We start from the raw sequence: 24,838 nt of genomic DNA on the forward strand, positions 1-24,838 counted from the left end.
GACTTATTTATCTTCTTTATCTACAATTACCTTTTTATCTTTCTTATAGATCGGAATCATGTAAGATAAGGTGTATCCAAATCCGATACCAAAACGACCACTGTCATAGGTTCTGTTAAAACCAGGTACATAGAGGTTTTCAAAACCGGTGGGCTGATCTTCGCTAACCATAGCTTTTAGCTGAACATTAAGTCCGCCATAAAAATTTGTGAATAGTTCGGCTTTTAGTCCAATAACCAATTCGGCCCAAATAGCTGTTAAACCGTCAACCTCGCTAGGTGTATCAATTGTAGCAGGCGCTTCCCAGTATTGATTGGTATTATAAATAGTAATGCTGTTGGTAGTCTGACTAAAACTACTAAATCCAACTCTAAATCCAGTATAGATCATGTTTTGCATGTCTAACCAGTTTTTGTAGGTGTTATAATCTACACCAGCTTTAAAATAGCTTCCTTTAGCAGTAACATCGAGGAACTCATTTTTAATTGTACGTTCTTCAGTACCAAGTTCCCCTGCTATATAGAGCTTTTTTGTAAGTCTATAATCACCATTTATTTCAAAACCAGAATAATCGTCATCAACGGCAGCGCGAATAAGTTTACCAATATCACCACCAAGTCTTAATCCGTATTTCTGTTTGTATACAAGCGTGTCTGAAGTTGTCGCATTGTCCTGAGCCTGCGATGTTAACGAAAAAAATAACATCACAGCAATGCTATTAATGATATAAAATAACCTGTGCTGCATTTTCATTGTCTATAGTTTCGTTTACAATTTCAATATTAGTAATCCAGATATCATCATCACCATCAACTTCTCTAGTAACACCGCCAGTGGCGCCAAAGTTAAAAATGCTCTTATAACCACAAGCACGAGAAACATAAATAAATTCTGGTGTATAGGTTACAGTAATAATATCAATATTTGAGTCATCATTAGGATCTGTATTATCGGCAAAATCGGCATCTCTTTCCAATTGAAATCTCGTTATGGTTTCAATGCCCTCTTCTGTAAATCGCAATGGAAGAGCAATAGAGTCTGTATTTGTTCTGGAAACAATTGGTGTTTCTGAAAAAGGCAAACCATCATCACCTAGACCTTTTACCTCTAATTGACGAACCTCTTTGGTGTTGTCTTGATTATTGACATCATAAAATCTAATTATGAGAAGAGGTGTTGTTGCTGTTCCTTCTGCGCAAATATCGTCGCGTTCGCAACTCCATGCTATAAAAGCAATCAATAATACAACGCCTAATAATGTTATAATTCTTTTCAATTTTTTGTGTATTAACTATTAATGCTTTTCTAGTAACATTACGGTTTCAATATGGGCTGTATGAGGGAATTGATCCACCAAACTCAATTTTTTTACTGCATATCCAGAAAGCATCAGCTGTTCAACATCTCTGGCTTGTGTTGCCGGATTGCAAGATACATAAACCAAACGTTCTGCATTTAGGTTTATGATTTTTTTAAGCGTTTTTGGTGTTATTCCAGCACGTGCCGGATCCAAAATTATGGTCCTTATTTTGTTAGTGTATTCTGGATGTTCTGTTAAAAACTTACCTACATCTGCAGCATAAAACTTTAAACCATCAATTTTATTGCGTTTTGCATTTTCTTTAGCATCTTCAATAGCAGAAGCCACAATATCCACACCAACAATTGTCGTATTATTAGCTTTAGAAGCAATAATCTGTCCTATCGTTCCTGTGCCACAAAATAAATCTAAAACTACTGAGTTGTCCACGGCTTCTTTTTTCTCCAGTGCATAATCAACAACTTTAGTATATAGTTTCTCGGCAGATTTTGGATTCGTTTGAAAAAAACTCTTCATACTAATCTCAAAATTTAAACCTAAAAGTTCCTCAACTATTTTATCTTTTCCATAGACAAGATTGATGCTACCAGAGGTAGCAATTGTTCTATCACCAATTTCATCATTTATGGTATGCAATAGACCAGCACATCGTTCTCCAAAAATATCAACCAACAACGCAGCAAATTTGTTGAGATTGAAATTGGCTAACTCATGAGAAGTCGTTACCAAATTAAATAAAAGCTCGTTAGTTTTATAAGATTTTCTAACAACTAAATATCTAAAGAAACCTTCTTTTTTTGGACCATGCCATGGCGCTAATCCCGTGGCTTCACAGTAATGTCTAATGTGCTTTAGGTTGTCTTCAACCGCTTTGTCAAATAACCCAGAATCTTTATTGAGATTATCTCCCATCCACCAAGTGCCACGTCGTTTAAAACCTAGTGTAAATTCGTCAACATCAGTTTTTTGAACTCTATCATAGCCAATAGCTGAAAAACCGTATTCCATTTTATTTCGGTAATGAAATACATTTGGAGAGGGTATTAATTCATCAAAAAGAGCTTCAATGTTCTCAACCTTTCCAATACGCTTAAATAAAGACAAAGTGCTTTCTTTTTTGTACTGGTGCTGTAAATCTATTGGAAGCTGAATATATGGAGCGCCAGGGATGTCTTGGTAAGGCACATTCACTTCATCATCTGAAAACTCTAAGACCTCAATCAATTTGCATTCTGCATATTTTTTGCTCGACTTTTTTACCTGTCCTTTTATTAATTGACCAGGCAATGTGTTTGGAACAAATACAACAAATTCACCATGTTCATTTCTAATACGACCAATACCTTTTCCGCCAAAAGCATAGTCTTCTATACGCAATTCAATTATTTGTCCGCGTTTTACAAATTTATTTCGTTCTCTTCGAGGCATGGTGTGTTAGAATTTAATGTTTGCAAAATTAGAAAAAGTTATGGTTTGATATGGTTTAAACTCAAACAATAGTTGTTATTTTTAATAATAAATGAACCTTTTTTCTTTTTCTACGTCTTTAGAGTATGAAAGTCATTAATATCCACAAACGAAAGATTAGAGCATCTCAAGATAATGTCTCTGCGTTATTTAGAACATTAGCAACGTCAAACGATCTTATTTGGCCTATTGATAAATGGCCGGCGATACGATTTAAAAACGGATTAAAAATTGGGAGTAAAGGAGGTCACGGACGTATACGTTATACAATAGTTGAATTTGATGAATGTACACATATCAAATTTGAATTTACTAAACCTGATGGGTTCTATGGTACACACGCTTTGAACATAAAAGCTATTTCAGAAAATGAATGTGAAATTAGTCATGTTATAAATGCAAGAACATCCTTAAAAGCAAGTTTCTATTGGTTATTTATAATTAAATGGTTGCACAATGCATTAATTGAAGATGCCTTTGATAAGGTTGAAAATTACGTTTCCGAAGTACAAAAAGTATCGCAACATAGTTTATGGGTACAGATGCTAAGAGAATTTTATAAAAGCAAATCGTTTCAAACTAAACATGCTTAATTGAAAAAAGATAGGGCAATAGACGTAAAGTTGATAGAGGCTTATTTGGCAGGAGACCAAGATGCTATGGCTAAATTGGTGAAACGTTGGCACGTTATATTTTGCCAAAAAGCGTTCTGGCTAGTTAAAGACGCTCATCTATCTAAAGATATTGCACAAGAGAGTTGGCAAGTTATTATTGAAAAATTGCCTGGACTGCAAAAAACATCGAGTTTTAAAAGTTGGGCGTTTCGTATTGTGTATTCTAAATCACTAGATGCTTTAAGACAGCGGCAGAGGGATTTGAAGAAAGGGGAGGATTATAAAAAGACTCAAGTTTCGCTAGAATGTGATATTGAAGATGACGACACACTTTTAAAGAAGACGCTTTTAAAAGCGATATCTAATTTATCTGATCAGCAACAACATGTTATAAAGTTGTTTTATGTAGAAGGTTATGCATTAAAAGAAATAAGCAATTTACTTGGTATATCTGTAGGAACGGTTAAGTCGCGATTGTTCCATGCGAGAGAAACATTAAAAATCAAATTAAAAGAAATAAAGCGTTAAATATTAATAATACGTTCGCTTATTGCGGATATTAAAACAACACGATTATGAAAACAAATATGGAAGATATAGACCAAATAATAAAAGATACATTAACTGAGGAAGAAACTAAGTTTTATGATTCTTTAGAAGAGCAAAATGTTCTTGGAATGATAACAGGTCTTTTTAAAGGAAAAAATAAATGGATTATCATTCTAATGAATGTTATGACATTAGTCTTTTTTGGCTTGTTTGTGTATTGTGCGATTCAATTTTTTGATACTAGAGAAACGAACGAATTAATAAAATGGGGACTTGGAGGTCTTGTGTTTTTAATAGGTGTTAGTATGTTGAAAGTATTTGCTTGGATGCAAATGGATAAAAATGCCCTGCTAAGAGAAATAAAGCGTTTAGAGTTGCAAGTTTCATCGCTATCAGGAAAATTATAATCAAACATTTTTAGAAGCAACTATTATTTATTAATTTGCAAGCCCTAGGGATGATTTCTCTCCCACGCTGCTTTTTCAAATCTTTTGAAAGAATAAAGGTACAGAAGGAATGGACATTTTAGATATCCATTTGTTTGGATATGAACCTTTAAATTATTTTAAAATGGCTGTTTTAGACCAATTAACTTCGCAACAAGCGATCGATTTAGAAAACAAGTATGGTGCACACAATTACCATCCATTACCAGTAGTACTGAGTAGAGGAGAAGGTGTGTATGTTTGGGATGTAGAGGGGAAAAAGTATTATGATTTTCTTTCTGCTTACTCTGCTGTAAATCAAGGGCATTGTCATCCTAAAATTGTAAATGCTATGACGCAGCAAGCTCAAACATTGAGTTTAACGTCAAGAGCATTTTATAATGACATGCTCGGGAAATATGAAAAGTTTGCATCTGAGTATTTTAATTTTGACAAACTATTACCTATGAATACAGGTGCTGAAGCTGTAGAAACGGCTTTAAAACTTTGTAGAAAATGGGCTTATGAAGTAAAAGGTATTGATGAGAATCAAGCTCAAATTATTGTTTGTGAAAATAACTTCCACGGACGAACAACAACAATTATTTCATTTAGTAATGATCCAGTAGCTAGACAAAATTTTGGACCATATACAGATGGGTTTATTAAAATTGAATATGACAACCTTCAGGCTTTAGAAGATGCTTTGTCTAGTACTAGTAATGTAGCTGGTTTTTTGGTAGAGCCTATTCAAGGTGAAGCTGGTGTTTATGTACCAAGCGATAACTATTTAACGAAGGCAAAAGCATTGTGTGAAAAATACAATGTATTGTTTATTGCAGATGAAGTTCAGACTGGTATAGCAAGAACTGGTAAATTGTTAGCTGTAGATCATGAAAACGTAAAACCAGATGTTTTGATTTTAGGAAAAGCCTTGTCAGGAGGCGCATATCCTGTAAGCGCAGTTTTAGCTAATGATCCTATAATGAATGTTATTAGACCTGGAAATCACGGAAGTACTTTTGGAGGAAATCCTATTGCAGCAGCAGTTGCTGTCGCAGCCTTAGAGGTAGTGCGCGATGAAGATTTAGCTGAAAACGCTTTCCAATTGGGAGAATTGTTTAGAAGTGAGTTAAATGCATATATCGAAACAAGTTCTATTGTTAATCTTGTAAGAGGAAAAGGTTTGTTAAATGCCATTGTAATTAATGACGACGAAGATAGTGATACTGCTTGGAATATCTGTTTAGCACTTCGTGATAACGGATTATTGGCAAAGCCAACACATGGAAATATCATTCGCTTTGCGCCACCATTAGTGATGGATAAAGAGCAATTGTTAGATTGTGTATCTATTATTGTTAAGACCTTGAAGCAATTTGAAGTCTAAACATGTTAGAATTATAAATAAAAAAAACCTCAATATGCATTGAGGTTTTTTTTATTTATAATGTCATTAAACTATCCGTTCTGTCTCTGCCATTCTTCCATCATCTCTTGAGACTGTTGCATTAATTCGTCCCAACCAATGGTGTAAATACGATAGATTGTAAACAGTAGATATAATACATTGATAATTAAAATCACCAACGCTATTATTTTTGCTGTGTTCATTGCACTTACCGAAGACGGATCGTAATCTTCTGGATTTTGAGCTGCTTCTTTTAGTTTGCTCTGAGCAATGAAAAAAGCAACACCGGCAAAGATAAATCCAATACCACCAATACAGCAGCACAGAAAACCAATGATTGCTAATACATAAACAATGACAGGATTGAGTTTTTGTTGTTCCATAATATGTTAAATTTGGTTGATTAGTTTTAAAATAAAATTTCCTATAATTAGTACAAGGTTAATAACCGTCAAGGTAACAATAATTTTATTAGAATGTTTAAATTTTTTAAACATGTTTAAAATCACAAACCCGAAAAACGCTATTAACGTATATATTGCAGGATACATGTAAAACGCTGCAATGAACTCACCATTTAGAATAAGCGCGATAGATCGTTGTAAGCCACAACCCATACAATCAAGACCAAAGATCTTTTTATTTAGGCATGGTAACATATAATCTTCTGGAGACATCATAGCATGTGTTTGCCCCAAAAATAATAAAATTGCCAGATAAGTACCATTGGAGTTAAGGCTAAATATCAGAGCTATTTAAAAAAAGTGAATTTGAGTTGTAAATTGAAAGTCTAAAATCGTAAATTCGATTGCGAATAACTAACTGTCACTAAATAGACTATTATGCCAAGAACCGTAAGCTACTTTTTAATCGTTATAGGAGGAATAATCGCAATTTATGCTCAGGCTCAAGAACAACAAAACCAATACATATTAATTGGCGGAATAGTGGTTTTAATGCTTGGGATTTATAGTGTTTCACGTAATATCCCAAGTAAAAATGACAGAGATGATAGCGATGATAATGATGATCAAAACCATTCCTAATGCACTTAACAATTGGCGATTTTGTTTCAGTCTTAGACGAAGACATTAATGGATATATCACTAATATATCAGGAGATACTATTACCATTGAAACAGATGATGGATTTCCTATGGATTTCCAGTCTTCAGAAGTTATAAAAACGAAATCATTTTCCTCTAATGTGTTTTCAAATGATGATATCAATGCAGTAATTACCGAAAAAGAACAATCACATAAACCAAAGTCTGTTAAAGTAAAACCAAAGGAGCGTAATTTACCTGCGATGAAAGTTGATCTCCATATTCATCAAATTACAACTAAGAATAAGCATATGAGTAATTTTGATATGCTTAATTTACAATTGGATACGGCTAGACATAAATTAGAATTTGCGATAAAAAAGCGTATTCAAAAGGTTGTTTTTATTCATGGTGTTGGAGAAGGGGTTCTTAAAACCGAGCTAGAATATCTGTTAAGTCGTTACGATAATGTAAAATATTATGCCGCAGATTATCAAAAATATGGTTTAGGAGCTACCGAAGTATATATCTATCAGAACGTAAAATAATCCTAATTTAAATATCATTCTTCAGTTAACGTTATGCTATAAGTGTAAGTCCCCATATCAATATCGTCAATATTTGCAATACCTATATTGGCATCCATAATCATAACAGATATAACAAATGTTCTGGTGTATTCATTAACTTCCATGACGCCTGCTGTAAACGATTCGGCTGCATCAGGGTTTAAATAACGCGCTGTATTTGGGTTAGGACCTAATTCATCAAAATCATCTGTTAATGACGAATTACTGTTTTCGTCTTCGTTGATAGTTAAAACACCATCGGCATCGTCATCATTATCCAAATAATTTGGCTTGTCATCTCCATTAGCAAAATCTAAATCTGTATTGACAGCATCAGAAGGGTTGCCGTCTCCGTCAGGATCGGCATTTTCATTAATGGTGAGAATGTTGTCATTATCATCATCTTGATCGATGTAGTCTGGGATACCGTCTTCATCTGTGTCAATGGCGTCTGGATATGAGCCGTCAGCGGCTTGAGCACCACGACCTTCAAACTCAGATAAGATACCATCATTGTCATCATCATCAAATAGCGTAGTAAATTCGGCTGAAGCGCCAGCAGCAGCAGGGTAGTCTTCAATAATATTTGTTCCTGGATCTGGTATAACCTGGCAAATCAAGCCATTTGGATCTCCACTATACGTTCTGTAATTGAAAATGACCGAAGTGTTATTAATGCCTAAAGTTTCTGTAAACCCTGTCATTGGTGGATTAAAAATATCTTCGTTACCACTTATGGGAAAGAGCAAGGATAAGGATTCGTTCGGACTTGTTTTTGTGTCGTATAACAAGTAATCACCTGCGTTTGCATCAATACAAAGTTCGAGTGTTTGATCAAATTCCAAATTGACTTCAAACACATCGCCATCATCACAAGAGAGTGCTAATAATCCAATTAAACATATATAAATGAGTTGTCGCATGGTTATAGATTTTAAACAAAAATAAAAGATTTGATTATTTAATAAGTCCCTTTAACAAATAATTTTGAACGTGATGATAGGTTGTTTTAAAAACGCCTAGAAAGTTGCATCTTTGCATTAGAATTTTAATTGATATGAAGACCGTTTATTTTGATAATGCCGCAACAACTCAAATACGAGAAGACGTAATTAATCGTATGAGTGATGTGATGAAATTAAATTTTGGAAATCCTTCGTCTACACATAGTTACGGAAGGAAATCTAAATCTTTGATTGAATCTTCGAGAAAGCGAGTGGCATCACATTTTAATGTGTCTGCAGCCGAGATTGTATTTACTTCTGGTGGTACGGAAGCCGATAATTTAGTATTGCAAAGTGCGGTTAAAGACTTAGGGGTTACCGAGATTATTACTTCAAAAATAGAGCATCATGCAATTTTGCATACTATTGATCGTCTTAAAGAAGTGTATCAAATAACGATTACTTATGTTAATCTTACTGAAAATGGAGATGTAGACTTAGCTCACCTAGAAGATTTGCTAAAATCTGAAGCGAAACAGTTGGTGTCTTTAATGCATGTTAACAATGAAATAGGGAATAAACTTGATATCAAAACTGTGGCAAATTTATGTAAAGCAAATGATGCCTTATTTCATAGCGATACGGTTCAGTCTGTAGGTCATTACAGGTTAGATCTTCAAGATATTCCTATTGATTATTTAGCGGCTAGCGCTCATAAATTTCATGGACCAAAAGGCGTTGGTTTTGCTTTTCTTCGGAAAAATAGCGGTCTAAGACCTTTGATCTTAGGAGGTGAACAGGAGCGAGGATTACGAGCAGGTACAGAATCTATTCATAATATTGTTGGATTAGATGAGGCCTTGCAGTTGTCTTATGAAAACCTAGATAATGAAAAAGCCTATATACAAAACCTAAAATCTTATTTTATTGAACAGTTGCGTAAAGCGCTCCCCAATGTGACATTTAATGGGCAATCTGGTGATTTAGAAAAAAGCACCTATACTTTAGTTAATGTGTGTTTGCCCATTTCGGCAGATAAGGCAGGATTGCTTCAATTTCAATTAGATTTAAAAGGAGTTGCTTGCTCTAAAGGTAGTGCTTGTCAAAGTGGAAGCTCTCAAAATTCTCATGTGCTTACTGAAATATTAGATGAGGCACATTTAGGCAGGCCTTCTGTAAGGTTTTCTTTTAGTAGCTATAATACTAAAGAGGAGGTTGACTATGTTGTTAATGTCCTAAAAGAATTTGCAGACTAAACCAATATTAGAAACTCATAATGTGTTTTTCAAGATTCTCTTCGGAAGCAAGGTTGAGTTTTTTACGAAGTCTATAACGTGCTTTTTTTACACCTTCTAACGAAATGTTTAATAAAGAAGCAATTGAATTTGAATCATATTTCATTTTTAATAACGCAATGAGTCTAATATCATTTTTGGTAAGGTTGCTATAAAGATGAGTTATGTTTTTATAAAAATCAGGGTTCATTTCAATAAACTGATTCGTAAATTGTTCCCAGTTGTCGTCTATTTGTCTATCTATATGCAACTTGCTAATGAGGTGATTTACCTTAGTAGTATTACTACTATCTTTTTTTATGGCTGTTAAGTCTTGTTTGAGCTCAAGTAACATTTCGTTTTTTTGAGCAATATGTAAGGCTTTAGAAGCAAGTTCTCTTTTTTGATATTCTATTTTTTGGTTAAGGTTATCGTTTTCTAGTTCCTTAACTTTTGTTAGTGTTTCTTGTTTTGATGCTTTTAGTCTAAATTTATTGATCAAGGCATAAGCTAGTACTGCTAATAGAAGCAATGAAATAATTAAGGCAATGTTTCGGTTATTGCTGGCCGTATTCTTGGTGCTTAAAAGATCGTTTTCTTGTTGCTGAATTTTTATCAGATTTTCGCGTTTTTCAGCCTCGTAGAACTTTTCTAAAGCTGCAATTTCTTTTAGTTTTTCAGAGCCTAAAACACTGTCTTTTAGTTTGATGTAATTTAGAAATGCATCACGACTTTGCTGGTACTTATTAACATCATAACTCGTATTTGCTAATGTTAATAAACTTTTTAGCTTCTCATACTTATCGTCAATTAGTTTAGAAACCGAATCAGATTTAAGGGCATAATTGTATGCGATATTAAGGTCACCCTTTTTCTTGTAGTTGTTAACCAGAAAGTTGTACAAATTAACATTTAAACTTCTATCCTCGATGGTCTTATTGATTTCAAGACTGGTTTCTAAATGAGAGATGGCATCATCATATTTTTCTAATTGCCCATATAAGTTGCCATAATGTTGATGCACGTACGCATTAGCAAGCTGATGCTTATCTTCAACAATTTTATGAGCAATAGGTAAGTATTTTAAAACGCTGTCTGTTTCTTTGATGTCTAAATAGGACGAACACATATCAATTAAAGAAACAGCATAATTCATGGGTCTGCCTTCTTTTTTATAAATCATAGCAGCTTTTTTCGTTGCAGCAATAGATTTTAAATCCTCTTGAAAGTGAGTGTATACGATAGCAAGATCTAAGTTCACCATCGCAATACCTGTTGAATCATTAATAGCGGTGTAGTTTTTTTCAGATTCCAATAGGTTTGTTAACGCATTTTTATAATCACTTAAATTAATGTATGCGGCTCCAATGTAAGATTGTGCATGTGCAATTTGCTTTAACTCACCGCATTTTTTGGCGATTTCTAGGCTGTGTTTCGCACGATCTAAAGTTTCAGGTTCATCTTGAAATAAAGAAAACCGTATTAGATTAAACTGGCTTATTACCAATTTGCACTGGTATTGTGTCAATTTCAACCGATCGTATCCATTTTGATGCATTTGTTCGGCAATGCTATCCCAATGGCCCATATTTAACCTGAGGTTAGCAAACTTGTGATATAGCAGAGCCGCAGTAGTATCAGTTTTAATATGTTGTATTGAAAGGTCTAAGGTTTTGAAAAAAGAGGCATCTGTATTGGCACTTCCCATATCTGCTTTAAAGCGCTTGTAAATACTATCTAAATCTGCCTCGCTATAAATGTCGTTTTGAGAATTACATAAGGCATAAGTAAAGAAACAGATGATAGCACAGAAAAATTTGTTGATGCGCATTGTGAACTTATTAAATGGTTGATAGCTAATAGTATCTATAAAAATAAGTCTTTTTGAAATGATAAGAAAGAATAGGAGTTCTTTAACCTTTAATCCGTTCTGCGCATTGCTTTAAAAGTTTGAAGGTATCCTTGGAGAATTCGAATAAACAACTGCAAGAATATGTAGATGACTCCTGAATATCTTCAGTGTCATCTTCTTCATAAATTCGATTATTCAAATCTTGATCTTCACAATAACAATCAGTGGTTAAGTCATCTGTATCATAGAAAACAGACAGGGACTTACTAAAGGCTTCATAGAAAATTCGTTGTTCAGCTACGCGAGAAACAACCGAGTATTCAAAGTCTAATTGAAGCGTATTGTCTTCAAAATGGGTAAGGGTAACGTACTCTTCAAAACAAGCGCCACAGCCTCTAACGCTCCCAAAAAGCAGATACCAAGTTTTATTATGACTATTAAACGTTTTAATGTCATGATAACCATCAGGAAAAAATATGGAATCTGAATTCATATTGTCGTCAGAGTCAAAAGAGGAACTTATATCGATATAAGCATGATCTTCCAAGTAGTACATCCATGAGATTCGACTTCTGTATGAACCACCTGTTTTTTGATCTAAAGAGAAGTTGTAGAGCTTATTATCTTCAGATTTGACAATGGCAAGTTCATCATTTATAACATGTCTTAAATCGTGTTTAGCAGTTTCTTTGTTTCCCATTAATATAAAAAGAAGCGCATTGATTTTACTTTGTGTAATGGAGATCGCAGCGTACATACTTATTGAATCTGTACTGGTTATTTGTTCTTCCTTTTCAAAATAGATTTGCATTTCTATCTCGGACAATTCTAAATCTTTTACAGCAAAGTTTTCTGCTCCATGAGCAGATTGGGTGGCATAGATGTTTAATTCTTTATTGAGTTGGTTCACAGTAAACTTAAAGACTGTTTCTTGGGAAAAGCCCAGCAAAGAACTACATAGTATAAGATATTTTAAAAATGTCATTTAAAATCGCGTAGACAGTCTTACATTAAATACACGCGGTGTTAAGAAATTAGGAATAGCGAACTGACGTTTGCTATACACATCACGAACCCAAGTATTGGTGATGGTGTTTTGAGCATTGAACATATTAAAAATCTCAATACCTACAGTTAGTTCCTTAAATTTTTGTTTCCACTTAGAAGTGTAGGTTTTGTTTTTATCAACGATTACATATGAAATTCCTAAGTCGGCACGTCTATAGTCACGAAGACGAGTTTGGAAATCGTAAGGATCTGCATAGCTTGGAGAACCTCCTGGGACTCCCGTGTTATAAACAAGGTTTAAATACATTTTTAAATCAGGAATGTTTGGGACATAATCCTGAAAAAGTACACCAAACTTCAGTCGTTGATCTGTTGGTCTAGAGATATAACCTCGGTTATCAATGTTTTCTTCGGTTTTTAAGTACCCGAAACTAAACCAACTTTCGGTACCAGGAACGAACTCTCCATTAAGACGGAAATCAACACCATAAGCGTACGCCTTTGCATTGTTTCTTGCTCGATATCGAATTCTTACATTTTCTAATGTATAAGGGTTTACATCGCTCAAGCCTTTATAATAGGCTTCAGACACCAATTTAAATGGACGATCCCACATTTCGAAACTATATTCATTTCCTACGACAATATGAAACGATTTTTGGGCCTTTACATTAGGTTGAACCGTTCCGGATGAATCTCTTAATTCGCGATAGAAAGGCGGTTGATAGTATAGACCTCCAGCAATACGAAATAACATGTCTTTTTCCCAATTAGGTTTAATGGCAAATTGTGCTCTAGGGCTAAACACGGTTTGAGTAGAGGAGGAGACACCATTTTGATTTGGTATATCACTATTTACAGTCCAGTTATGAACTCTAATACCTGCATTATAAAACACTTCGTTACTCCCAAGCATAGATCTTTTACTCCATTGCGCATAGGCTTGAAGCCTGTCAATTTGAACCGCATTGGTAGCTCTTACATTTTGAAAAGCTACTAGAGGGCCTTCAAATGGTTCGTAAGGTTGGTTGTTAGGGATATCAAAAATAGGTGGCCTTACTGAAAAACCTGCACTGTCAATAACTTCCCATTCTACTAATCGGTCTCTAATATCTTCATGTGTATATTTTACAGACCATTCTAGTGTGCTTTCCTCATCTAATTTATAATCACCTTTATGCTCTATATTAACAATAACGGCGTCCAAATCATTTCTTGCATGTGTAAGTTGAGATCCAATACCTTCTGAAAACTCAACTTCCCCTAAATTTTCATCCCCAATACTACTATTTACTTCACCTAATCTGTATTGAGCTAAAATATCGAAGTATTCTTCTTCAGTAGTATGATAAGCCGATGCAATTAATTTTAGAGTAAGATCATCACTTGCAAAATAGTTGGCTTTAAAAGCCCCAAACGTTGTGAGGTATTGATCTTTTTCTTGCCCTTCATAAAAGACTAAAAGCGCTACAGGTTCATCTAGGGTACCAAAATTGGTTTGTCTATTTTTAGGTTGAAAATTATATTTATTTAAAGAGACATTTCCGAGGAAATTCAAATGAAACTTATCGCTAAACTTATAAGTTAAATAAGTTTGAGCATCTGCAAATACTGGATTTACATTAGTTTCAGTTTCTAATGAGTTAATTAAAAGACTGTTGTCTCTATAACGTAAACCTACAATGCCAGAGAATTTGGAGTCTTTGCTTGCAGCTTCGGCCGTAATACTTCCACCAAGCAAACTAGCATCTGCACGTATTCCGAAACGAACTGGATTTCTATAAGTAATATCTAATACTGAAGATAACTTATCGCCATATTTAGCTTGAAATCCACCAGCGGAAAAATCTACGTTTTGTACCATGTCTGTATTTACAAAACTCAAACCCTCTTGTTGTCCGGAACGAATTAGAAATGGACGATACACTTCTATCTCATTCACATAAACCAAGTTCTCATCAAAGTTTCCTCCTCGAACAGAGTATTGGGTACTCAATTCATTAGATATATTAACTCCAGGTAATGTTTTTAATAAATTTTCAACACCTGGATTGGCTCCTTTTACAGTTCTTATTATTTCTGGTGTAATCGTGGTTACACCATCAACAGACTGTCTTGTGTTGCCATTAATCACCACTGCAGCAATTTGCTCTATTTCTACACTCATTACAGGATTGAATTCTATCTCCTGACCATTCTTTAGATTGAAAGTAGCTTCAATTCGTTTGTGCCCTATATGAGTATAGATTATGGTAACATCTGTATTTGCAGGGATTTTTAGGATATAAAATCCGTTATCATTTGTTGTTGTTCCATCACTACCAGCTTTGATGTTAACACCTGATATTGGTAATTTTCCTTCATCTAAAATGATGCCTCTAATGGTAGCAGTTTGAGATATTCCTAAGAATGAAAAGCCTAATAAGGCAATGAGTAGTGTAATATTTAGCTTCAAAAGGTTATTTTTTATTTTCTAAAAAAGGTTGCTTCAAATGTAGTACTATTTCCAACATTATCCGTAACAATTATTTTAAGGTTATTTTCGGTCTCTGTATTAATGTTATCGCCAAAGTCATAAGTTAACGTATCTTTTTTGTAATCATACTCCATTAAAATCCATTTTCCATTGATGGTGGCTCTATAGTTACTAATACCAGAAAGATCGTCGTCAATTTTTACTTTAAGGTAATTAAGTTTACTCAACCATTTGCCATCTTGAAAATTTTTAGGTTTAATGGTGGGACCAATAGTATCTCTTGCTAAAGCAAAGGTTCCTAATGATTTTGTTCTGGCTGATAATTTATCACCAAGACGTTTTGTACTTATATAACTTGGATTTTTGTAATAACCGTATAATTTGGCAATAAATAATTTGTCTTTATCTTCATCGCTATAGTTGCTAATGTCATAAGTAATGGTATAGCTTTTCATTAGCGGCACAATGTCTTTGTGTAAATTTAAGGTATCACTATCGATTCCAAAATCAATATAGAAATCTTCATAAAACGTTTTATTAGGAAAATAGACAGCGACATTTCCGTCTTCTAATTCATTGATTTGATCTGCTTGAATGTAATGATTAGGTTTTAATTCTGGCGCTTCTAAAACCTCCTTAGCTGGTCGCCCTTTAATAGGAATCGACAACCAAGATTCATTACCCTTAAAATCTCTAACACGCACTTTATAAACCGTATTTGTACTGTCTTCCACTGTTACATACCCATTATTATCAACATCTTTTAACATGCTAAGGCTGTTGCCAGATTGGACGAATAGTTTTTGTATTCTAGATTTTTTTTCTTTGTAGACTTCGAAATCAATAAAACGGTTGATGTGTTTTGACTCGGCAAAACTAAATCGTTTGAAATCCATTTCGAAATTTTTATTACCATTATAAAAGGTTTGGATGTTGCTTATGCCATTTTTATTATTTGCTAAATCCTGTTTATCGTAACTCACAATACCAAATCCTATGTCGCCTAAGGCTTCGACTGGTTCTGTGCTGTAATCGCCATTTTTATGAGGAATTAACCGTAGTTCTTTTCGCTTTTTATGATCATCTACATGAGCGTTTTCGTTTTTAGTATAAGCGTGCACAGCCAAAATGAAAGGCGTTCTCGTATCTTTAATATCTATACCAAATAGAAGCGGATTAATTGGGCGTTCTTCATTATCCCGAATTTCAAAATGCAAGTGCGGACCTCCAGAACCTCCGGTGTTTCCAGAAAAAGCAACAACCTCATCTGGAGAAATAGGCAATTCATCTACTGATGGAAACATCTCAACTTCATAACTTTCTTTTTCGTATTGACACGCCTTTATATATTTCTGAATTTTAGGAGAAAACTTATCTAAGTGGGCGTAAACACTCACATAGCCATTTGGATGTGTAATATACAGGGCTTTACCGTAACCATAATGAGACACCTTGATGCGACTCACATAGCCTTGAGCGGCAGCGTATACTTTTAAACCTGTACGTTGTTGTGTTTTAATATCTAGTCCAGAATGAAAATGATTTGAACGGAGTTCTGCAAAGGTACCAGAAAGAACAAGGGTTATGTCTAATGGGTTTCTAAAATAATCTTGTGGATATGGGTTTTGGGCCTGTCCGAAAGAAAATGTAATAACAAAAGAAAGTAATATTAGGTATTTCATAAGTGCTTTTTTACGCTGGTGATTATATAACGTAAAAATATTGATTAAAATTGAATATAGAAAATATTCTATATACGCCATTTTTCTATTTGCCAGTGAATATCAGAAAAAAAGTGAAAATAATAAACAAAAACTTGTAAAAAAGGTGTGATGCTCAATTCTAAATTGTTAACCATTAGGCATTATCACTAAAGAAGTTCTATAAATTTCAAAATTAATAGAAAAACAATTGCGATTTTTCACATAGTATGTTAACTTTGTTACATCAGTATTGAAATTTGTAAATGAGTAAAATTGAAGATATTGTAGATTCTTTAGAGAACAAAATCAGTAAAGTTTTGCATAAACTTGAAGTTTTAAAGCAAACTAATGCTAAGATTTCCGAAGAATTAGCAATACAACAACAAAAGAATATCCAACAACAAGAAGAATTAAGTTCTTGGGTAGAAAAATACGAATCACTCAAAATGGCAAATTCATTACTGGGCAGTGACGAGAATAACAGAGAAACAAAGCTCAAAATAAACACATTAATTAGAGATATTGATCATTGTATTGCGCAATTATCTGAGTAATGTAAACGACGTAAAATGGCAGAACAGCTTAAAATAAAGCTATCTATAGCAAATAGAGTATACCCTCTAACGATTGCGCCAAGCCAGGAAGAAGGATTGCGTAAAGCGGCAAAAAAGATTGAAGCCATGATTAGTCAGTTTGAGCAAAACTATTCTGTGAGAGATAAACAAGATGTTTTAGCCATGTGTGCTTTGCAGTTTGCATCTCAAGTAGAACAGAAAACAATAGATAAAGCCAATGTAAGTGAAGAAGTTGAAGAAAAGCTCAATGCTTTAAATCAATTACTTCACGAACATATAAGTGCGTAACGTTCTTTAAAATAAACAATAGGTTACTGCCTACATTAGTTATTTATTTTTGATAAACTCAACGTTAATTCTTTAAAAAGGGTGAGTTGAAGTTGTAAAACCGTGCTGCTAATATTATGTATTTAATATTTGGGCAGATTTTTGATCAGCTTGTTAGCCCTAAACTTGTTTTTAAGGAGTTTATACAGAATCCAAAACTGATGTAGGCTTTTTTTATATATAAACACTAACTAAACATGGATACGAATACAATTTTAATGATTGTTGGAGGCGTAGTACTGGGCATAGTACTAGGATATATTATAGCAAAAACATTAGAGAAAAATAATGCTTCGAAACTTATAAAAAATGCGAAATCTGAGGCGAATTCAATTTTAAAAAGCGCCAAGAATGATGGAGAAACTATCAAAAAAGATAAAATTCTTCAGGCGAAAGAAAAATTTATTGAGCTTAAGGCAGAACATGAGAAAGTAATTTTGTCTCGCGACAAAAAAATGGCTGAAGCCGAAAAAAGAACTAGAGACAAGGAGTCGCAGATATCGAGTGAATTAGCTAAAAACAAGAAGGCAAATCAATCTTTAGATGATAAAATAAAAGACTACAATTTTAGACTAGAGTTCCTTGAAAAAAAGAAAGACGAGGTAGAAAAAGCGCATAAAAGCCAAATCAAACAACTTGAAGTTATTTCTGGTTTATCTGCCGAAGATGCAAAATCTCAATTGGTGGAATCTCTCAAAGGTGAGGCTAAAACCGATGCGATGAGCTATATTCAGGATACTCTTGAGGAAGCCAAGTTAACGGCACAACAAGAGGCTAAGAAAGTCATAATTAATACAATTCAGCGTATAGGTACGGAAGAAGCGATAGACAATTGCGTTTCTGTATTTAATATCGAATCTGATGATGTTAAAGGACGTATCATTGGTCGAGAAGGTCGTAATATTCGTGCTATCGAAGCCGCAACTGGTGTAGAAATTATTGTTGATGATACGCCAGAAGCTATTATTTTGTCATGCTTTGATTCTGTAAGAAGGGAAGTAGCCCGTCTATCACTCCACAAATTAGTGACTGATGGAAGAATACATCCTGCACGAATTGAAGAAATTGTTAGAAAAACACAAAAACAAATTGAACAAGAAATAGCCGAAGTTGGTAAACGTACTGTAATTGATTTAGGAATTCATGGATTACATCCAGAATTGATTAAAATGGTTGGGCGTATGAAGTATCGTTCGTCTTATGGCCAAAACTTATTACAGCATTCACGTGAAGTAGCAAAACTTTGTGGTGTTATGGCTGCCGAATTAGGACTAAATCCAAAGCTAGCAAAACGAGCTGGTTTATTACATGATATAGGAAAGGTACCGTCGTCTGAGGCAGACATGGAAACTCCACATGCTATTTTAGGAATGCAATGGGCAGAAAAGCACGGAGAAAAACCTGAAGTATGTAATGCTATTGGAGCCCACCATGATGAAATAGAGATGACCACATTATTATCGCCTATTGTTCAAGTTTGTGATGCTATATCTGGAGCAAGGCCTGGAGCAAGACGTCAAGTATTGGACTCTTATATTCAACGTCTTAAAGATCTTGAAGAAGTGGCATTTGGATTTAGCGGTGTTAATAAGGCTTATGCTATTCAGGCAGGACGTGAATTACGCGTTATGGTAGAAAGCGAAAAAGTTTCAGATGAACAGGCAGCGAATTTATCTTTTGAGATTTCTCAGAAGATTCAAACAGATATGACCTATCCTGGTCAGGTTAAAGTGACCGTAATTAGAGAGACTAGAGCTGTAAATATTGCAAAATAAATGCATACAGTTATATTATAAATAAAGCACTCTATGTAGAGTGCTTTATTTTTTTAAACTGTAGAATGAACGTTGTGCCTACGTTGAGTTCACTTTCTACTTCGATGGTTCCGCCAAGAGCCTCGACCTGAGTTTTTGTAATGTACAATCCGACACCACGAGAATCATCTCTGTTTGTGCCATGAAATGTTTGATACATCTCGAAGATTTGGTTTTTAAACTTGTCTATATCAATTCCGATACCATTGTCGGATACCAAAATTTTTAAAGCATCCTTGGTATGCATCGTTTGCAAAATCACTTTTGATTTACGATTTGGATGTTTGTATTTTATCCCATTGGAGATGAGATTATAAATGACACTTTCTAAATAAGATCTATTTGCGACTAAATAATCATCCTTTCTTATAGAATTAAAAAGTGCTACTTCATTATTTGCACTTTCAATTTCTAAACTATCAATTACTTTTTCGGCACAATTGAAAATGTTTACGCGTTCATTGAGTTCATTTGTATTTGATTTTGATTTGATACTTATGATATCGTCTAAATCAACAATAGTAGATGTTAAGGCTTCTGAAATTGTATTTAAATGCGTAATAAGTTCTTGTTTTTCAATTTCAGATTCTGCTTCATCGTAAAACTCCAGTATATTTTTGAAGTTACCAATATGAGTTTTTAAGTTATGTGAAACAATATGTGTGAAATTGTGAAGGCGTTTGTTCTGGCTTGTAATTAGCTGAAGGTTTTTTTCGGATTGCTCATCCCTCTTTTTTCTGTATGTGATATCTGTGTGAGTCCCAATGATTCGGATAGGTTTCCCATTCTTGTCCCTGTCTACAACTTTACCCTTATCTAAAATCCATTTATACTTACCATCCTTGCATAAAATACGATGCTCATTTCTATAAGTATCCAACTTACCGTTAATATGCAGATTGAAATCTTTAAAATAAGTTTCTTTGTCTTCAGGATGAACTCTACGATTCCATTCCATTGCAGAATTGGTCAATTCATGGTCGTCATAACCCAATATTTGCTTAGATTCTTTAGAATAAAAAACTTTATCTGTTCTTGAGTCCCAATCCCATACGCCAACATGAGAATTTTCTAAGGCTATTTGCCATTTTAATTCTTCTGTCGAAATTTTAGGAGACGTCTTTTTATTAGATTTAGAACCTATTATTTTTTTCCATAGCATTTTCATAGGTGCAATTTTAAATTAAGACACCATAGTTTTAAAAATGTCACTATTATCTTACACAAATTACTGCCTTGGGTGATATGACATTAAAACGTCTTTTAGGTGTGAGCGATCAACATGCATATAAATCTCTGTTGTGGTTATACTTTCATGACCAAGCATAAGTTGTATGGCTCTTAAATCGGCACCATTTTCTAGAAGGTGAGTGGCAAATGAGTGCCTAAACGTGTGAGGCGAAATGGTCTTGTTTAAATTGATGGCTTTTGCAAGGTTTTTAATGATTGTGAAAATCATAGCTCTAGTGAGTTGCTTGCCTCTATTATTAAGAAATAAGGTGTCTTTGTAGTCCTTGTCGATATTAATATGCGCTCTAATGTCTTTCCAAATCGCAATATAGTTTTGTGTGTTAGAGCCTATTGGGACAAAGCGTTGCTTATTGCCTTTTCCAGTAACTTTTATGAAACCTTCATCAAAAAATAAATCCGATATTTTTAAATTAATGAGCTCACTAACTCTTAACCCACAACTGTATAATGTTTCTAGGATGGCCCTATTGCGTTCTCCAATTCTTACATTATTAAACTCTCTTTTTAAATCAATGGCATTAATAAGCGCATCTATCTCATCAATAGAAAGCGTATCCGGTAGTTTTCTACCAATTTTTGGAGATTCAATATGATCTAAAGGATTAGTCGTTCTGTAATCTTCAAATACGAGGTAACCAAAAAAACTTCTTAGTCCTGAGATTAATCGAGATTGAGATCTAGAATTTAGTTGTCTTGAAACTTCATAAATAAATGATTGAATAGTTTCGTAATCAATCTTTACAGGAGAAATTGTTATGTTGTTGACATCTAGATAGTTGATTAGTTTTTGGACATCTAATTCATAATTGGCAATAGAATTAGCAGATAAACCTCTTTCTATTTTTAAATAGTATTTATAATCGCTAAGCGCGGCCTGCCATTTCATGAGATTAATTTGATGTTTTCAATAGAATTATAATGCTAAAAATACTGCAAAATATTAATTTAAGAGTGCAATAATTACGGTTTAATTTATCGGATAAAAAATAAATTGTTAATAACTGTATTCTTTAAACACCTGACAATTAGCATATTGTGTTGAAATGTTTATAAAATTGTTGATAACATCAATATTTTTGTTTAATACCGAAAAGAAAAGTAATTAATTTGATTCTATCAATTTTAAAACATAAAATATTATGAAAAAATTAATGTTATTAACTGTTGTTGCAGTTTTTGGATTAACGAGCGGATTTGCTCAAAGTTACAGTGCAGGTGTTACCGTAGGTCTTCCTATAGGTGATGCGGGTGATTTGTATACGTTTAACGTAGGAATAGATTTGGACGCACTCTGGGACATATCTGAAGAGTTTGAGGCAGGTGTTGCTACTGGCTATAACCATTCTGTTTTGGATTCGGATCTTAACGGAGACGATTTCCAATACATTCCTTTAGCTGGTGCTGCAAGGTATAGCGCTTCAGATGATTTTGTATTAGGAGCAGATCTTGGATATGCAATTGCAGTAGGCGATGGAGATGGAGGTTTTTATTATCGTCCGATGGTTGGGTATAACGTATCTGAAAATACACAGATAACGGCCTCTTATAGAGGTATTAGTGTTGATGGAGGTAGCTTTTCAACCGTTAATTTGGGTGTGAATTTCGGTTTGTAACCTAAGTATAGTTTAGTAAAAAGGAAGTCTTAGGGCTTCCTTTTTTTATCAATAATCCGTTGAAATACATGATATTATCGATGAAATGCGTTAATTTATGTGTTTTTTCTTGTAGGAATTAAAATTATCTTCTATGTTTGCCGACCAAATAAAATTAAAACCAAATTATTTAAACTTAACAATTATGAAAAAATTATTACTAATGACTGCAGTTGCAGTTTTCGGATTTTCAAACGTAAACGCTCAAGATGAAAACACTACTGGTGGTTTTGAAAAAGGAGATGTTTATGTTTCTGGTACAGTTGGGTACAACAGTACAAAAGAAGGAGATTTTAAAACAAACAGATTTGATTTTATGCCAACTGTAGGTTATTTTGTTAGCGAAAACATAGCTTTAGAGGCTAACTTAATTATTGGTTCATCGGAAGATGCTGATGATGATAAAACATCAACTTTTGGTGCAGGGTTAGGAGCAACTTATTTCTTTACACCAGCTAGCCAATTTTCGTTTACTGTAGGAGCAGGAGTTGCTTATACAAATGCCAAGTTTGAGCCAAATGGAGGTACAGAGACTAAAGTGAATGCATTTGCTATCGCTGTAGCCCCTGGTCTTAACTATTTCGTATCAGATTGTTTTGCTTTAAGAGCATCTATTGGAGCCTTATCATATGCAAGCGCTAAACCAGATGTAGATGGAGCAGAATCTGCTAATGCTTTTGGTTTAAACTTAGATTTATCTGATATTAATTTTGGAGTAACTTATAAATTCTAATTAACTAACATCATATCATAAAAACCGAGGTTCAATACCCTCGGTTTTTTTTATATCATAATTCTAAAAATTTTACGATGTTTTACACAATTCTTTGTAAGTAAAATCTTAGATTAGTAGCCTAACAATAAACTTTAAATCTAATATGAAAAAATTAATTGTATGCACTGCCCTCTTAATATCAGGCGTGTTTAATATGTACGCTCAATCTGATAAAGGTGATTTTGAACTTGGTGTAGGCTTGGGGTTAAACCTTTCTAATGTTGTCGTTGGATCTAGTGCCGAAAATAGCACGAATTCTAAAATAGGCGTTAACTTTGGTGTTTCAGGAGAGTATTATTTTTCTAATCGCTGGGGAATCAAGGCAGAACTTCTGTATGACTCAAAAGGTTGGGGTGATGGTTTTTTTGAAAATGAGAATACCAATGAGTCGTATACCACAGATTATAATGTTAATTACCTTACTGTGCCTGTAATGGCTAATTGGCATTTTGGTTCTACCAGAAGATGGTATTTAAATTTTGGTCCATATATTGGGTTTGTTCTAAACGCTGAAGAAGACAGAGGTGGGACAGATGTCAAGGACGCTTTTAATTCAACAGATTTTGGAATTGCTCTTGGAATTGGCCATAAATTTGATATTGCCGAAAACACAAAACTGTTTGTAGAGTATGATGCCCAATCGGGTCTATCTGATATTTTTGCCAATAACCTTGGCTCTTCAGTACGAAATGGTAGAAGCAGTTTTAATGTTGGTCTTATTTTTACTAATCTCTAGTAAACTCTTAAATACAGCTAAAGCCGAAGTGATATGCTTCGGTTTTTTTGTGCCCAAATTTTAATATCTTTACTCTATGAAAAAACTCATCATCATTAATGGGCCTAATCTAAATTTGTTAGGAAAACGCGAAACCAACATCTATGGTAATTTATCATTTAGTGACTTTTTTGAGCGTATCAGTAATAAGTATCCAAATGTGACCTTGGAACATTATCAATCTAATGTTGAAGGTGAACTTATAGATAAAATTCAGGAGGTAGGTTATCATTATGATGGAATTATTTTAAACGCTGCTGCCTATACACATACTTCAATTGGTATTGGTGATGCTGTAAAAGCAATAAGCACTCCAGTAATTGAAGTACATATTTCTAATACGTTTTCTAGGGAAGAATTTAGACACAAATCTTATATCTCTCCTAATGCAAGAGGTGTTGTTTTAGGTTTTGGGTTGCAAAGTTATGAACTTGCAATTCAAAGTTTTTTAGATTGAAATTAACTTAGAAGATTTTAAATAATCCTATGAAAAAGATTGTATTTATTGTTCTTAGTGCTTTAATTTCTAACTTTTATGCCTCATCACAGTCTAATGTTGAATTTGGTGTGAAGGGTGGATTAAACCTTACTTTTTTTAAGGTGAAAGAGGCTGAGTTTGGAAATACAATAGACACGGAAACTGGATTTTATGGCGGTATTTTTGCCGATTTTGATATAGATAATACGGTGTCGTTACAGCCTGAATTGTTGTATATAAATTTGAGCGATTTTAAGTTTTTAAACGCACCAATTTATGCTAAGTTTAAGCTGTCTCAGCGATTATACTTTATGGCAGGTCCAAGTTTAAACTATTTTTTCGATTTTTTTACAAACAAATTCAAGGTACGAGGAGACATCGCAACTGCATTTAATATTACCGAGTCCTTTGATCTTCATATGAAGTTTGTCGTTGGTTTTACAGAGGTTTCACCAAATGGACTCTTCCTTGGGGCTGGATATAAATTCTAAAAAAAAAATGCGATTCATTTTAGAATCGCATTTTTTTTTAA

The 24,838-nt window shown here is 33.9% G+C and carries 27 protein-coding genes and 1 other RNA gene; 16 read left to right on the forward strand and 12 right to left on the reverse strand.

Annotated features, from left to right (window positions below):
* Nucleotides 1-3: 3 nt before the first annotated feature.
* The 3 genes from Q0893_RS14620 to rlmD are packed head-to-tail and all read right to left on the reverse strand — an operon-like array spanning nucleotide 4 to nucleotide 2,749.
* On the reverse strand, nucleotides 4-753 hold the full coding sequence (locus Q0893_RS14620) for a DUF6048 family protein (protein WP_298902802.1): 750 nt from the start codon (nucleotides 751-753) through the stop codon (nucleotides 4-6).
* A complete protein-coding gene (locus tag Q0893_RS14625) occupies nucleotides 719-1,276 on the reverse strand; it encodes a DUF6452 family protein (RefSeq protein WP_298902801.1) in 558 nt (185 codons plus the stop codon). Before Q0893_RS14625 ends, Q0893_RS14620 begins: the two co-directional genes overlap by 35 nt.
* Before the next feature lie 18 nt (nucleotides 1,277-1,294).
* Nucleotides 1,295-2,749, reverse strand: coding sequence for a 23S rRNA (uracil(1939)-C(5))-methyltransferase RlmD (gene rlmD / locus Q0893_RS14630; RefSeq protein WP_299276996.1), 1,455 nt, complete (start codon nucleotides 2,747-2,749; stop codon nucleotides 1,295-1,297).
* Nucleotides 2,750-2,874: 125 nt separating this feature from the next.
* On the opposite strand from rlmD, the gene Q0893_RS14635 reads away from it, so the two are divergent.
* The 4 genes from Q0893_RS14635 (at nucleotide 2,875) to rocD (ending at nucleotide 5,766) form a co-directional block, all read left to right on the forward strand.
* On the forward strand, nucleotides 2,875-3,381 hold the full coding sequence (locus tag Q0893_RS14635) for a hypothetical protein (protein WP_298902798.1): 507 nt from the start codon (nucleotides 2,875-2,877) through the stop codon (nucleotides 3,379-3,381).
* Nucleotides 3,382-3,930: an RNA polymerase sigma factor gene (locus Q0893_RS14640; protein ID WP_298902797.1), complete on the forward strand. Its 549-nt coding sequence runs from the start codon at nucleotides 3,382-3,384 to the stop codon at nucleotides 3,928-3,930. It abuts the gene before it with no gap.
* 47 nt (nucleotides 3,931-3,977) lie between these two features.
* Entirely contained in the window at nucleotides 3,978-4,358 is a 381-nt protein-coding gene (locus Q0893_RS14645) for a DUF6768 family protein (protein ID WP_298902796.1), read from the forward strand.
* 163 nt (nucleotides 4,359-4,521) lie between these two features.
* Nucleotides 4,522-5,766: an ornithine--oxo-acid transaminase gene (gene rocD / locus Q0893_RS14650; protein ID WP_299277097.1), complete on the forward strand. Its 1,245-nt coding sequence runs from the start codon at nucleotides 4,522-4,524 to the stop codon at nucleotides 5,764-5,766.
* Between the two features lie 71 nt (nucleotides 5,767-5,837).
* Here rocD and Q0893_RS14655 read toward each other — a convergent pair whose 3' ends face one another.
* Nucleotides 5,838-6,170 carry a CCC motif membrane protein gene (locus tag Q0893_RS14655; RefSeq protein ID WP_298902794.1) on the reverse strand — a complete coding sequence of 111 codons (333 nt, stop codon included), beginning with the start codon at nucleotides 6,168-6,170 and terminating at the stop codon, nucleotides 5,838-5,840.
* A 6-nt stretch (nucleotides 6,171-6,176) separates the two neighbouring features.
* Nucleotides 6,177-6,485 carry a DUF2752 domain-containing protein gene (locus Q0893_RS14660; RefSeq protein ID WP_367180672.1) on the reverse strand — a complete coding sequence of 103 codons (309 nt, stop codon included), beginning with the start codon at nucleotides 6,483-6,485 and terminating at the stop codon, nucleotides 6,177-6,179.
* Nucleotides 6,486-6,629: 144 nt separating this feature from the next.
* Here Q0893_RS14660 and Q0893_RS14665 point away from each other — a divergent pair, with 144 nt between their 5' ends.
* Both Q0893_RS14665 and Q0893_RS14670 read left to right on the forward strand, forming a co-directional pair.
* Nucleotides 6,630-6,833 carry a hypothetical protein gene (locus tag Q0893_RS14665; protein WP_298902793.1) on the forward strand — a complete coding sequence of 68 codons (204 nt, stop codon included), beginning with the start codon at nucleotides 6,630-6,632 and terminating at the stop codon, nucleotides 6,831-6,833.
* Nucleotides 6,833-7,381, forward strand: a complete 549-nt coding sequence (locus Q0893_RS14670; protein WP_299277004.1) for a Smr/MutS family protein — start codon at nucleotides 6,833-6,835, stop codon at nucleotides 7,379-7,381. The genes Q0893_RS14665 and Q0893_RS14670 overlap by 1 nt, the downstream gene beginning before the upstream one ends.
* A 14-nt stretch (nucleotides 7,382-7,395) precedes the next feature.
* Here the strand turns inward: Q0893_RS14670 and Q0893_RS14675 are convergent, their stop codons facing one another.
* Entirely contained in the window at nucleotides 7,396-8,325 is a 930-nt protein-coding gene (locus tag Q0893_RS14675) for a hypothetical protein (protein ID WP_299277007.1), read from the reverse strand.
* 134 nt (nucleotides 8,326-8,459) lie between these two features.
* Between Q0893_RS14675 and Q0893_RS14680 the strand changes: the two genes are divergently transcribed.
* The gene (locus Q0893_RS14680; protein ID WP_299277010.1) at nucleotides 8,460-9,602 is read left to right on the forward strand and encodes a cysteine desulfurase family protein; all 1,143 of its coding nucleotides are present in this window, start codon (nucleotides 8,460-8,462) and stop codon (nucleotides 9,600-9,602) included.
* Nucleotides 9,603-9,609: 7 nt separating this feature from the next.
* On the opposite strand, the gene Q0893_RS14685 is transcribed toward Q0893_RS14680, so the two are convergent.
* From Q0893_RS14685 to Q0893_RS14700, 4 genes are all read right to left on the reverse strand, one after another.
* Nucleotides 9,610-11,451, reverse strand: a complete 1,842-nt coding sequence (locus Q0893_RS14685) for a hypothetical protein (protein WP_298902787.1) — start codon at nucleotides 11,449-11,451, stop codon at nucleotides 9,610-9,612.
* A gap of 82 nt (nucleotides 11,452-11,533) precedes the next feature.
* Entirely contained in the window at nucleotides 11,534-12,457 is a 924-nt protein-coding gene (locus tag Q0893_RS14690) for a hypothetical protein (protein WP_299277013.1), read from the reverse strand.
* Nucleotides 12,458-14,935 carry a carboxypeptidase-like regulatory domain-containing protein gene (locus tag Q0893_RS14695; RefSeq protein WP_298902783.1) on the reverse strand — a complete coding sequence of 826 codons (2,478 nt, stop codon included), beginning with the start codon at nucleotides 14,933-14,935 and terminating at the stop codon, nucleotides 12,458-12,460.
* Between the two features lie 11 nt (nucleotides 14,936-14,946).
* Complete coding sequence (locus Q0893_RS14700) at nucleotides 14,947-16,638, reverse strand: M23 family metallopeptidase (RefSeq protein WP_298902782.1); 1,692 nt, start codon at nucleotides 16,636-16,638, stop codon at nucleotides 14,947-14,949.
* Between the two features lie 284 nt (nucleotides 16,639-16,922).
* On the opposite strand from Q0893_RS14700, the gene Q0893_RS14705 reads away from it, so the two are divergent.
* The 4 genes from Q0893_RS14705 to rny all read left to right on the forward strand — a co-directional run bounded on the left by Q0893_RS14705 (nucleotide 16,923) and on the right by rny (nucleotide 19,336).
* Nucleotides 16,923-17,213 carry a hypothetical protein gene (locus tag Q0893_RS14705; RefSeq protein ID WP_298902781.1) on the forward strand — a complete coding sequence of 97 codons (291 nt, stop codon included), beginning with the start codon at nucleotides 16,923-16,925 and terminating at the stop codon, nucleotides 17,211-17,213.
* Between the two features lie 15 nt (nucleotides 17,214-17,228).
* On the forward strand, nucleotides 17,229-17,522 hold the full coding sequence (locus tag Q0893_RS14710) for a cell division protein ZapA (RefSeq protein WP_298902780.1): 294 nt from the start codon (nucleotides 17,229-17,231) through the stop codon (nucleotides 17,520-17,522).
* A 56-nt stretch (nucleotides 17,523-17,578) separates the two neighbouring features.
* Nucleotides 17,579-17,704, forward strand: a non-coding RNA gene (gene ssrS, locus Q0893_RS14715) — 6S RNA.
* Between the two features lie 54 nt (nucleotides 17,705-17,758).
* On the forward strand, nucleotides 17,759-19,336 hold the full coding sequence (rny, locus tag Q0893_RS14720) for a ribonuclease Y (RefSeq protein WP_298902779.1): 1,578 nt from the start codon (nucleotides 17,759-17,761) through the stop codon (nucleotides 19,334-19,336).
* A gap of 31 nt (nucleotides 19,337-19,367) precedes the next feature.
* Here the strand turns inward: rny and Q0893_RS14725 are convergent, their stop codons facing one another.
* The gene (locus Q0893_RS14725; RefSeq protein ID WP_299277020.1) at nucleotides 19,368-20,543 is read right to left on the reverse strand and encodes a PAS domain-containing sensor histidine kinase; all 1,176 of its coding nucleotides are present in this window, start codon (nucleotides 20,541-20,543) and stop codon (nucleotides 19,368-19,370) included.
* A 60-nt stretch (nucleotides 20,544-20,603) separates the two neighbouring features.
* Entirely contained in the window at nucleotides 20,604-21,512 is a 909-nt protein-coding gene (gene xerA, locus Q0893_RS14730) for a site-specific tyrosine recombinase/integron integrase (RefSeq protein ID WP_299277023.1), read from the reverse strand.
* 253 nt (nucleotides 21,513-21,765) lie between these two features.
* Here xerA and Q0893_RS14735 point away from each other — a divergent pair, with 253 nt between their 5' ends.
* The 5 genes from Q0893_RS14735 to Q0893_RS14755 all read left to right on the forward strand — a co-directional run bounded on the left by Q0893_RS14735 (nucleotide 21,766) and on the right by Q0893_RS14755 (nucleotide 24,797).
* Nucleotides 21,766-22,239, forward strand: a complete 474-nt coding sequence (locus Q0893_RS14735; protein WP_298902775.1) for a transporter — start codon at nucleotides 21,766-21,768, stop codon at nucleotides 22,237-22,239.
* A 184-nt stretch (nucleotides 22,240-22,423) separates the two neighbouring features.
* Entirely contained in the window at nucleotides 22,424-23,011 is a 588-nt protein-coding gene (locus Q0893_RS14740; RefSeq protein ID WP_298902774.1) for an OmpW family outer membrane protein, read from the forward strand.
* A 145-nt stretch (nucleotides 23,012-23,156) separates the two neighbouring features.
* Nucleotides 23,157-23,789, forward strand: a complete 633-nt coding sequence (locus tag Q0893_RS14745; protein ID WP_298902773.1) for a porin family protein — start codon at nucleotides 23,157-23,159, stop codon at nucleotides 23,787-23,789.
* A 76-nt stretch (nucleotides 23,790-23,865) separates the two neighbouring features.
* On the forward strand, nucleotides 23,866-24,285 hold the full coding sequence (gene aroQ, locus Q0893_RS14750; protein ID WP_299277030.1) for a type II 3-dehydroquinate dehydratase: 420 nt from the start codon (nucleotides 23,866-23,868) through the stop codon (nucleotides 24,283-24,285).
* Nucleotides 24,286-24,314: 29 nt separating this feature from the next.
* A complete protein-coding gene (locus tag Q0893_RS14755) occupies nucleotides 24,315-24,797 on the forward strand; it encodes a hypothetical protein (protein ID WP_299277033.1) in 483 nt (160 codons plus the stop codon).
* The last annotated feature ends 41 nt before the right edge of the window (nucleotides 24,798-24,838 follow it).

The organism is uncultured Psychroserpens sp., from assembly GCF_947494225.1.
Lineage (GTDB): Bacteria > Bacteroidota > Bacteroidia > Flavobacteriales > Flavobacteriaceae > Psychroserpens.

Bases quoted from the DNA above. Each gene is read 5' to 3' on its own strand.
- rny (WP_298902779.1), top strand. From the start codon at position 17,759: ATGGATACGAATACAATTTTAATGATTGTTGGAGGCGTAGTACTGGGC.
- rocD (WP_299277097.1), top strand. From the start codon at position 4,522: ATGGCTGTTTTAGACCAATTAACTTCGCAACAAGCGATCGATTTAGAA.
- Q0893_RS14655 (WP_298902794.1), bottom strand. From the start codon at position 6,170: ATGGAACAACAAAAACTCAATCCTGTCATTGTTTATGTATTAGCAATC.
- rlmD (WP_299276996.1), bottom strand. From the start codon at position 2,749: ATGCCTCGAAGAGAACGAAATAAATTTGTAAAACGCGGACAAATAATT.
- aroQ (WP_299277030.1), top strand. From the start codon at position 23,866: ATGAAAAAACTCATCATCATTAATGGGCCTAATCTAAATTTGTTAGGA.
- Q0893_RS14725 (WP_299277020.1), bottom strand. From the start codon at position 20,543: ATGAAAATGCTATGGAAAAAAATAATAGGTTCTAAATCTAATAAAAAG.
- Q0893_RS14685 (WP_298902787.1), bottom strand. From the start codon at position 11,451: ATGCGCATCAACAAATTTTTCTGTGCTATCATCTGTTTCTTTACTTAT.
- Q0893_RS14755 (WP_299277033.1), top strand. From the start codon at position 24,315: ATGAAAAAGATTGTATTTATTGTTCTTAGTGCTTTAATTTCTAACTTT.
- Q0893_RS14680 (WP_299277010.1), top strand. From the start codon at position 8,460: ATGAAGACCGTTTATTTTGATAATGCCGCAACAACTCAAATACGAGAA.
- Q0893_RS14740 (WP_298902774.1), top strand. From the start codon at position 22,424: ATGAAAAAATTATTACTAATGACTGCAGTTGCAGTTTTCGGATTTTCA.
- xerA (WP_299277023.1), bottom strand. From the start codon at position 21,512: ATGAAATGGCAGGCCGCGCTTAGCGATTATAAATACTATTTAAAAATA.
- Q0893_RS14745 (WP_298902773.1), top strand. From the start codon at position 23,157: ATGAAAAAATTAATTGTATGCACTGCCCTCTTAATATCAGGCGTGTTT.
- Q0893_RS14690 (WP_299277013.1), bottom strand. From the start codon at position 12,457: ATGACATTTTTAAAATATCTTATACTATGTAGTTCTTTGCTGGGCTTT.
- Q0893_RS14700 (WP_298902782.1), bottom strand. From the start codon at position 16,638: ATGAAATACCTAATATTACTTTCTTTTGTTATTACATTTTCTTTCGGA.
- Q0893_RS14735 (WP_298902775.1), top strand. From the start codon at position 21,766: ATGAAAAAATTAATGTTATTAACTGTTGTTGCAGTTTTTGGATTAACG.
- Q0893_RS14710 (WP_298902780.1), top strand. From the start codon at position 17,229: ATGGCAGAACAGCTTAAAATAAAGCTATCTATAGCAAATAGAGTATAC.
- Q0893_RS14645 (WP_298902796.1), top strand. From the start codon at position 3,978: ATGAAAACAAATATGGAAGATATAGACCAAATAATAAAAGATACATTA.
- Q0893_RS14620 (WP_298902802.1), bottom strand. From the start codon at position 753: ATGAAAATGCAGCACAGGTTATTTTATATCATTAATAGCATTGCTGTG.
- Q0893_RS14675 (WP_299277007.1), bottom strand. From the start codon at position 8,325: ATGCGACAACTCATTTATATATGTTTAATTGGATTATTAGCACTCTCT.
- Q0893_RS14670 (WP_299277004.1), top strand. From the start codon at position 6,833: ATGCACTTAACAATTGGCGATTTTGTTTCAGTCTTAGACGAAGACATT.
- Q0893_RS14705 (WP_298902781.1), top strand. From the start codon at position 16,923: ATGAGTAAAATTGAAGATATTGTAGATTCTTTAGAGAACAAAATCAGT.
- Q0893_RS14665 (WP_298902793.1), top strand. From the start codon at position 6,630: ATGCCAAGAACCGTAAGCTACTTTTTAATCGTTATAGGAGGAATAATC.
- Q0893_RS14635 (WP_298902798.1), top strand. From the start codon at position 2,875: ATGAAAGTCATTAATATCCACAAACGAAAGATTAGAGCATCTCAAGAT.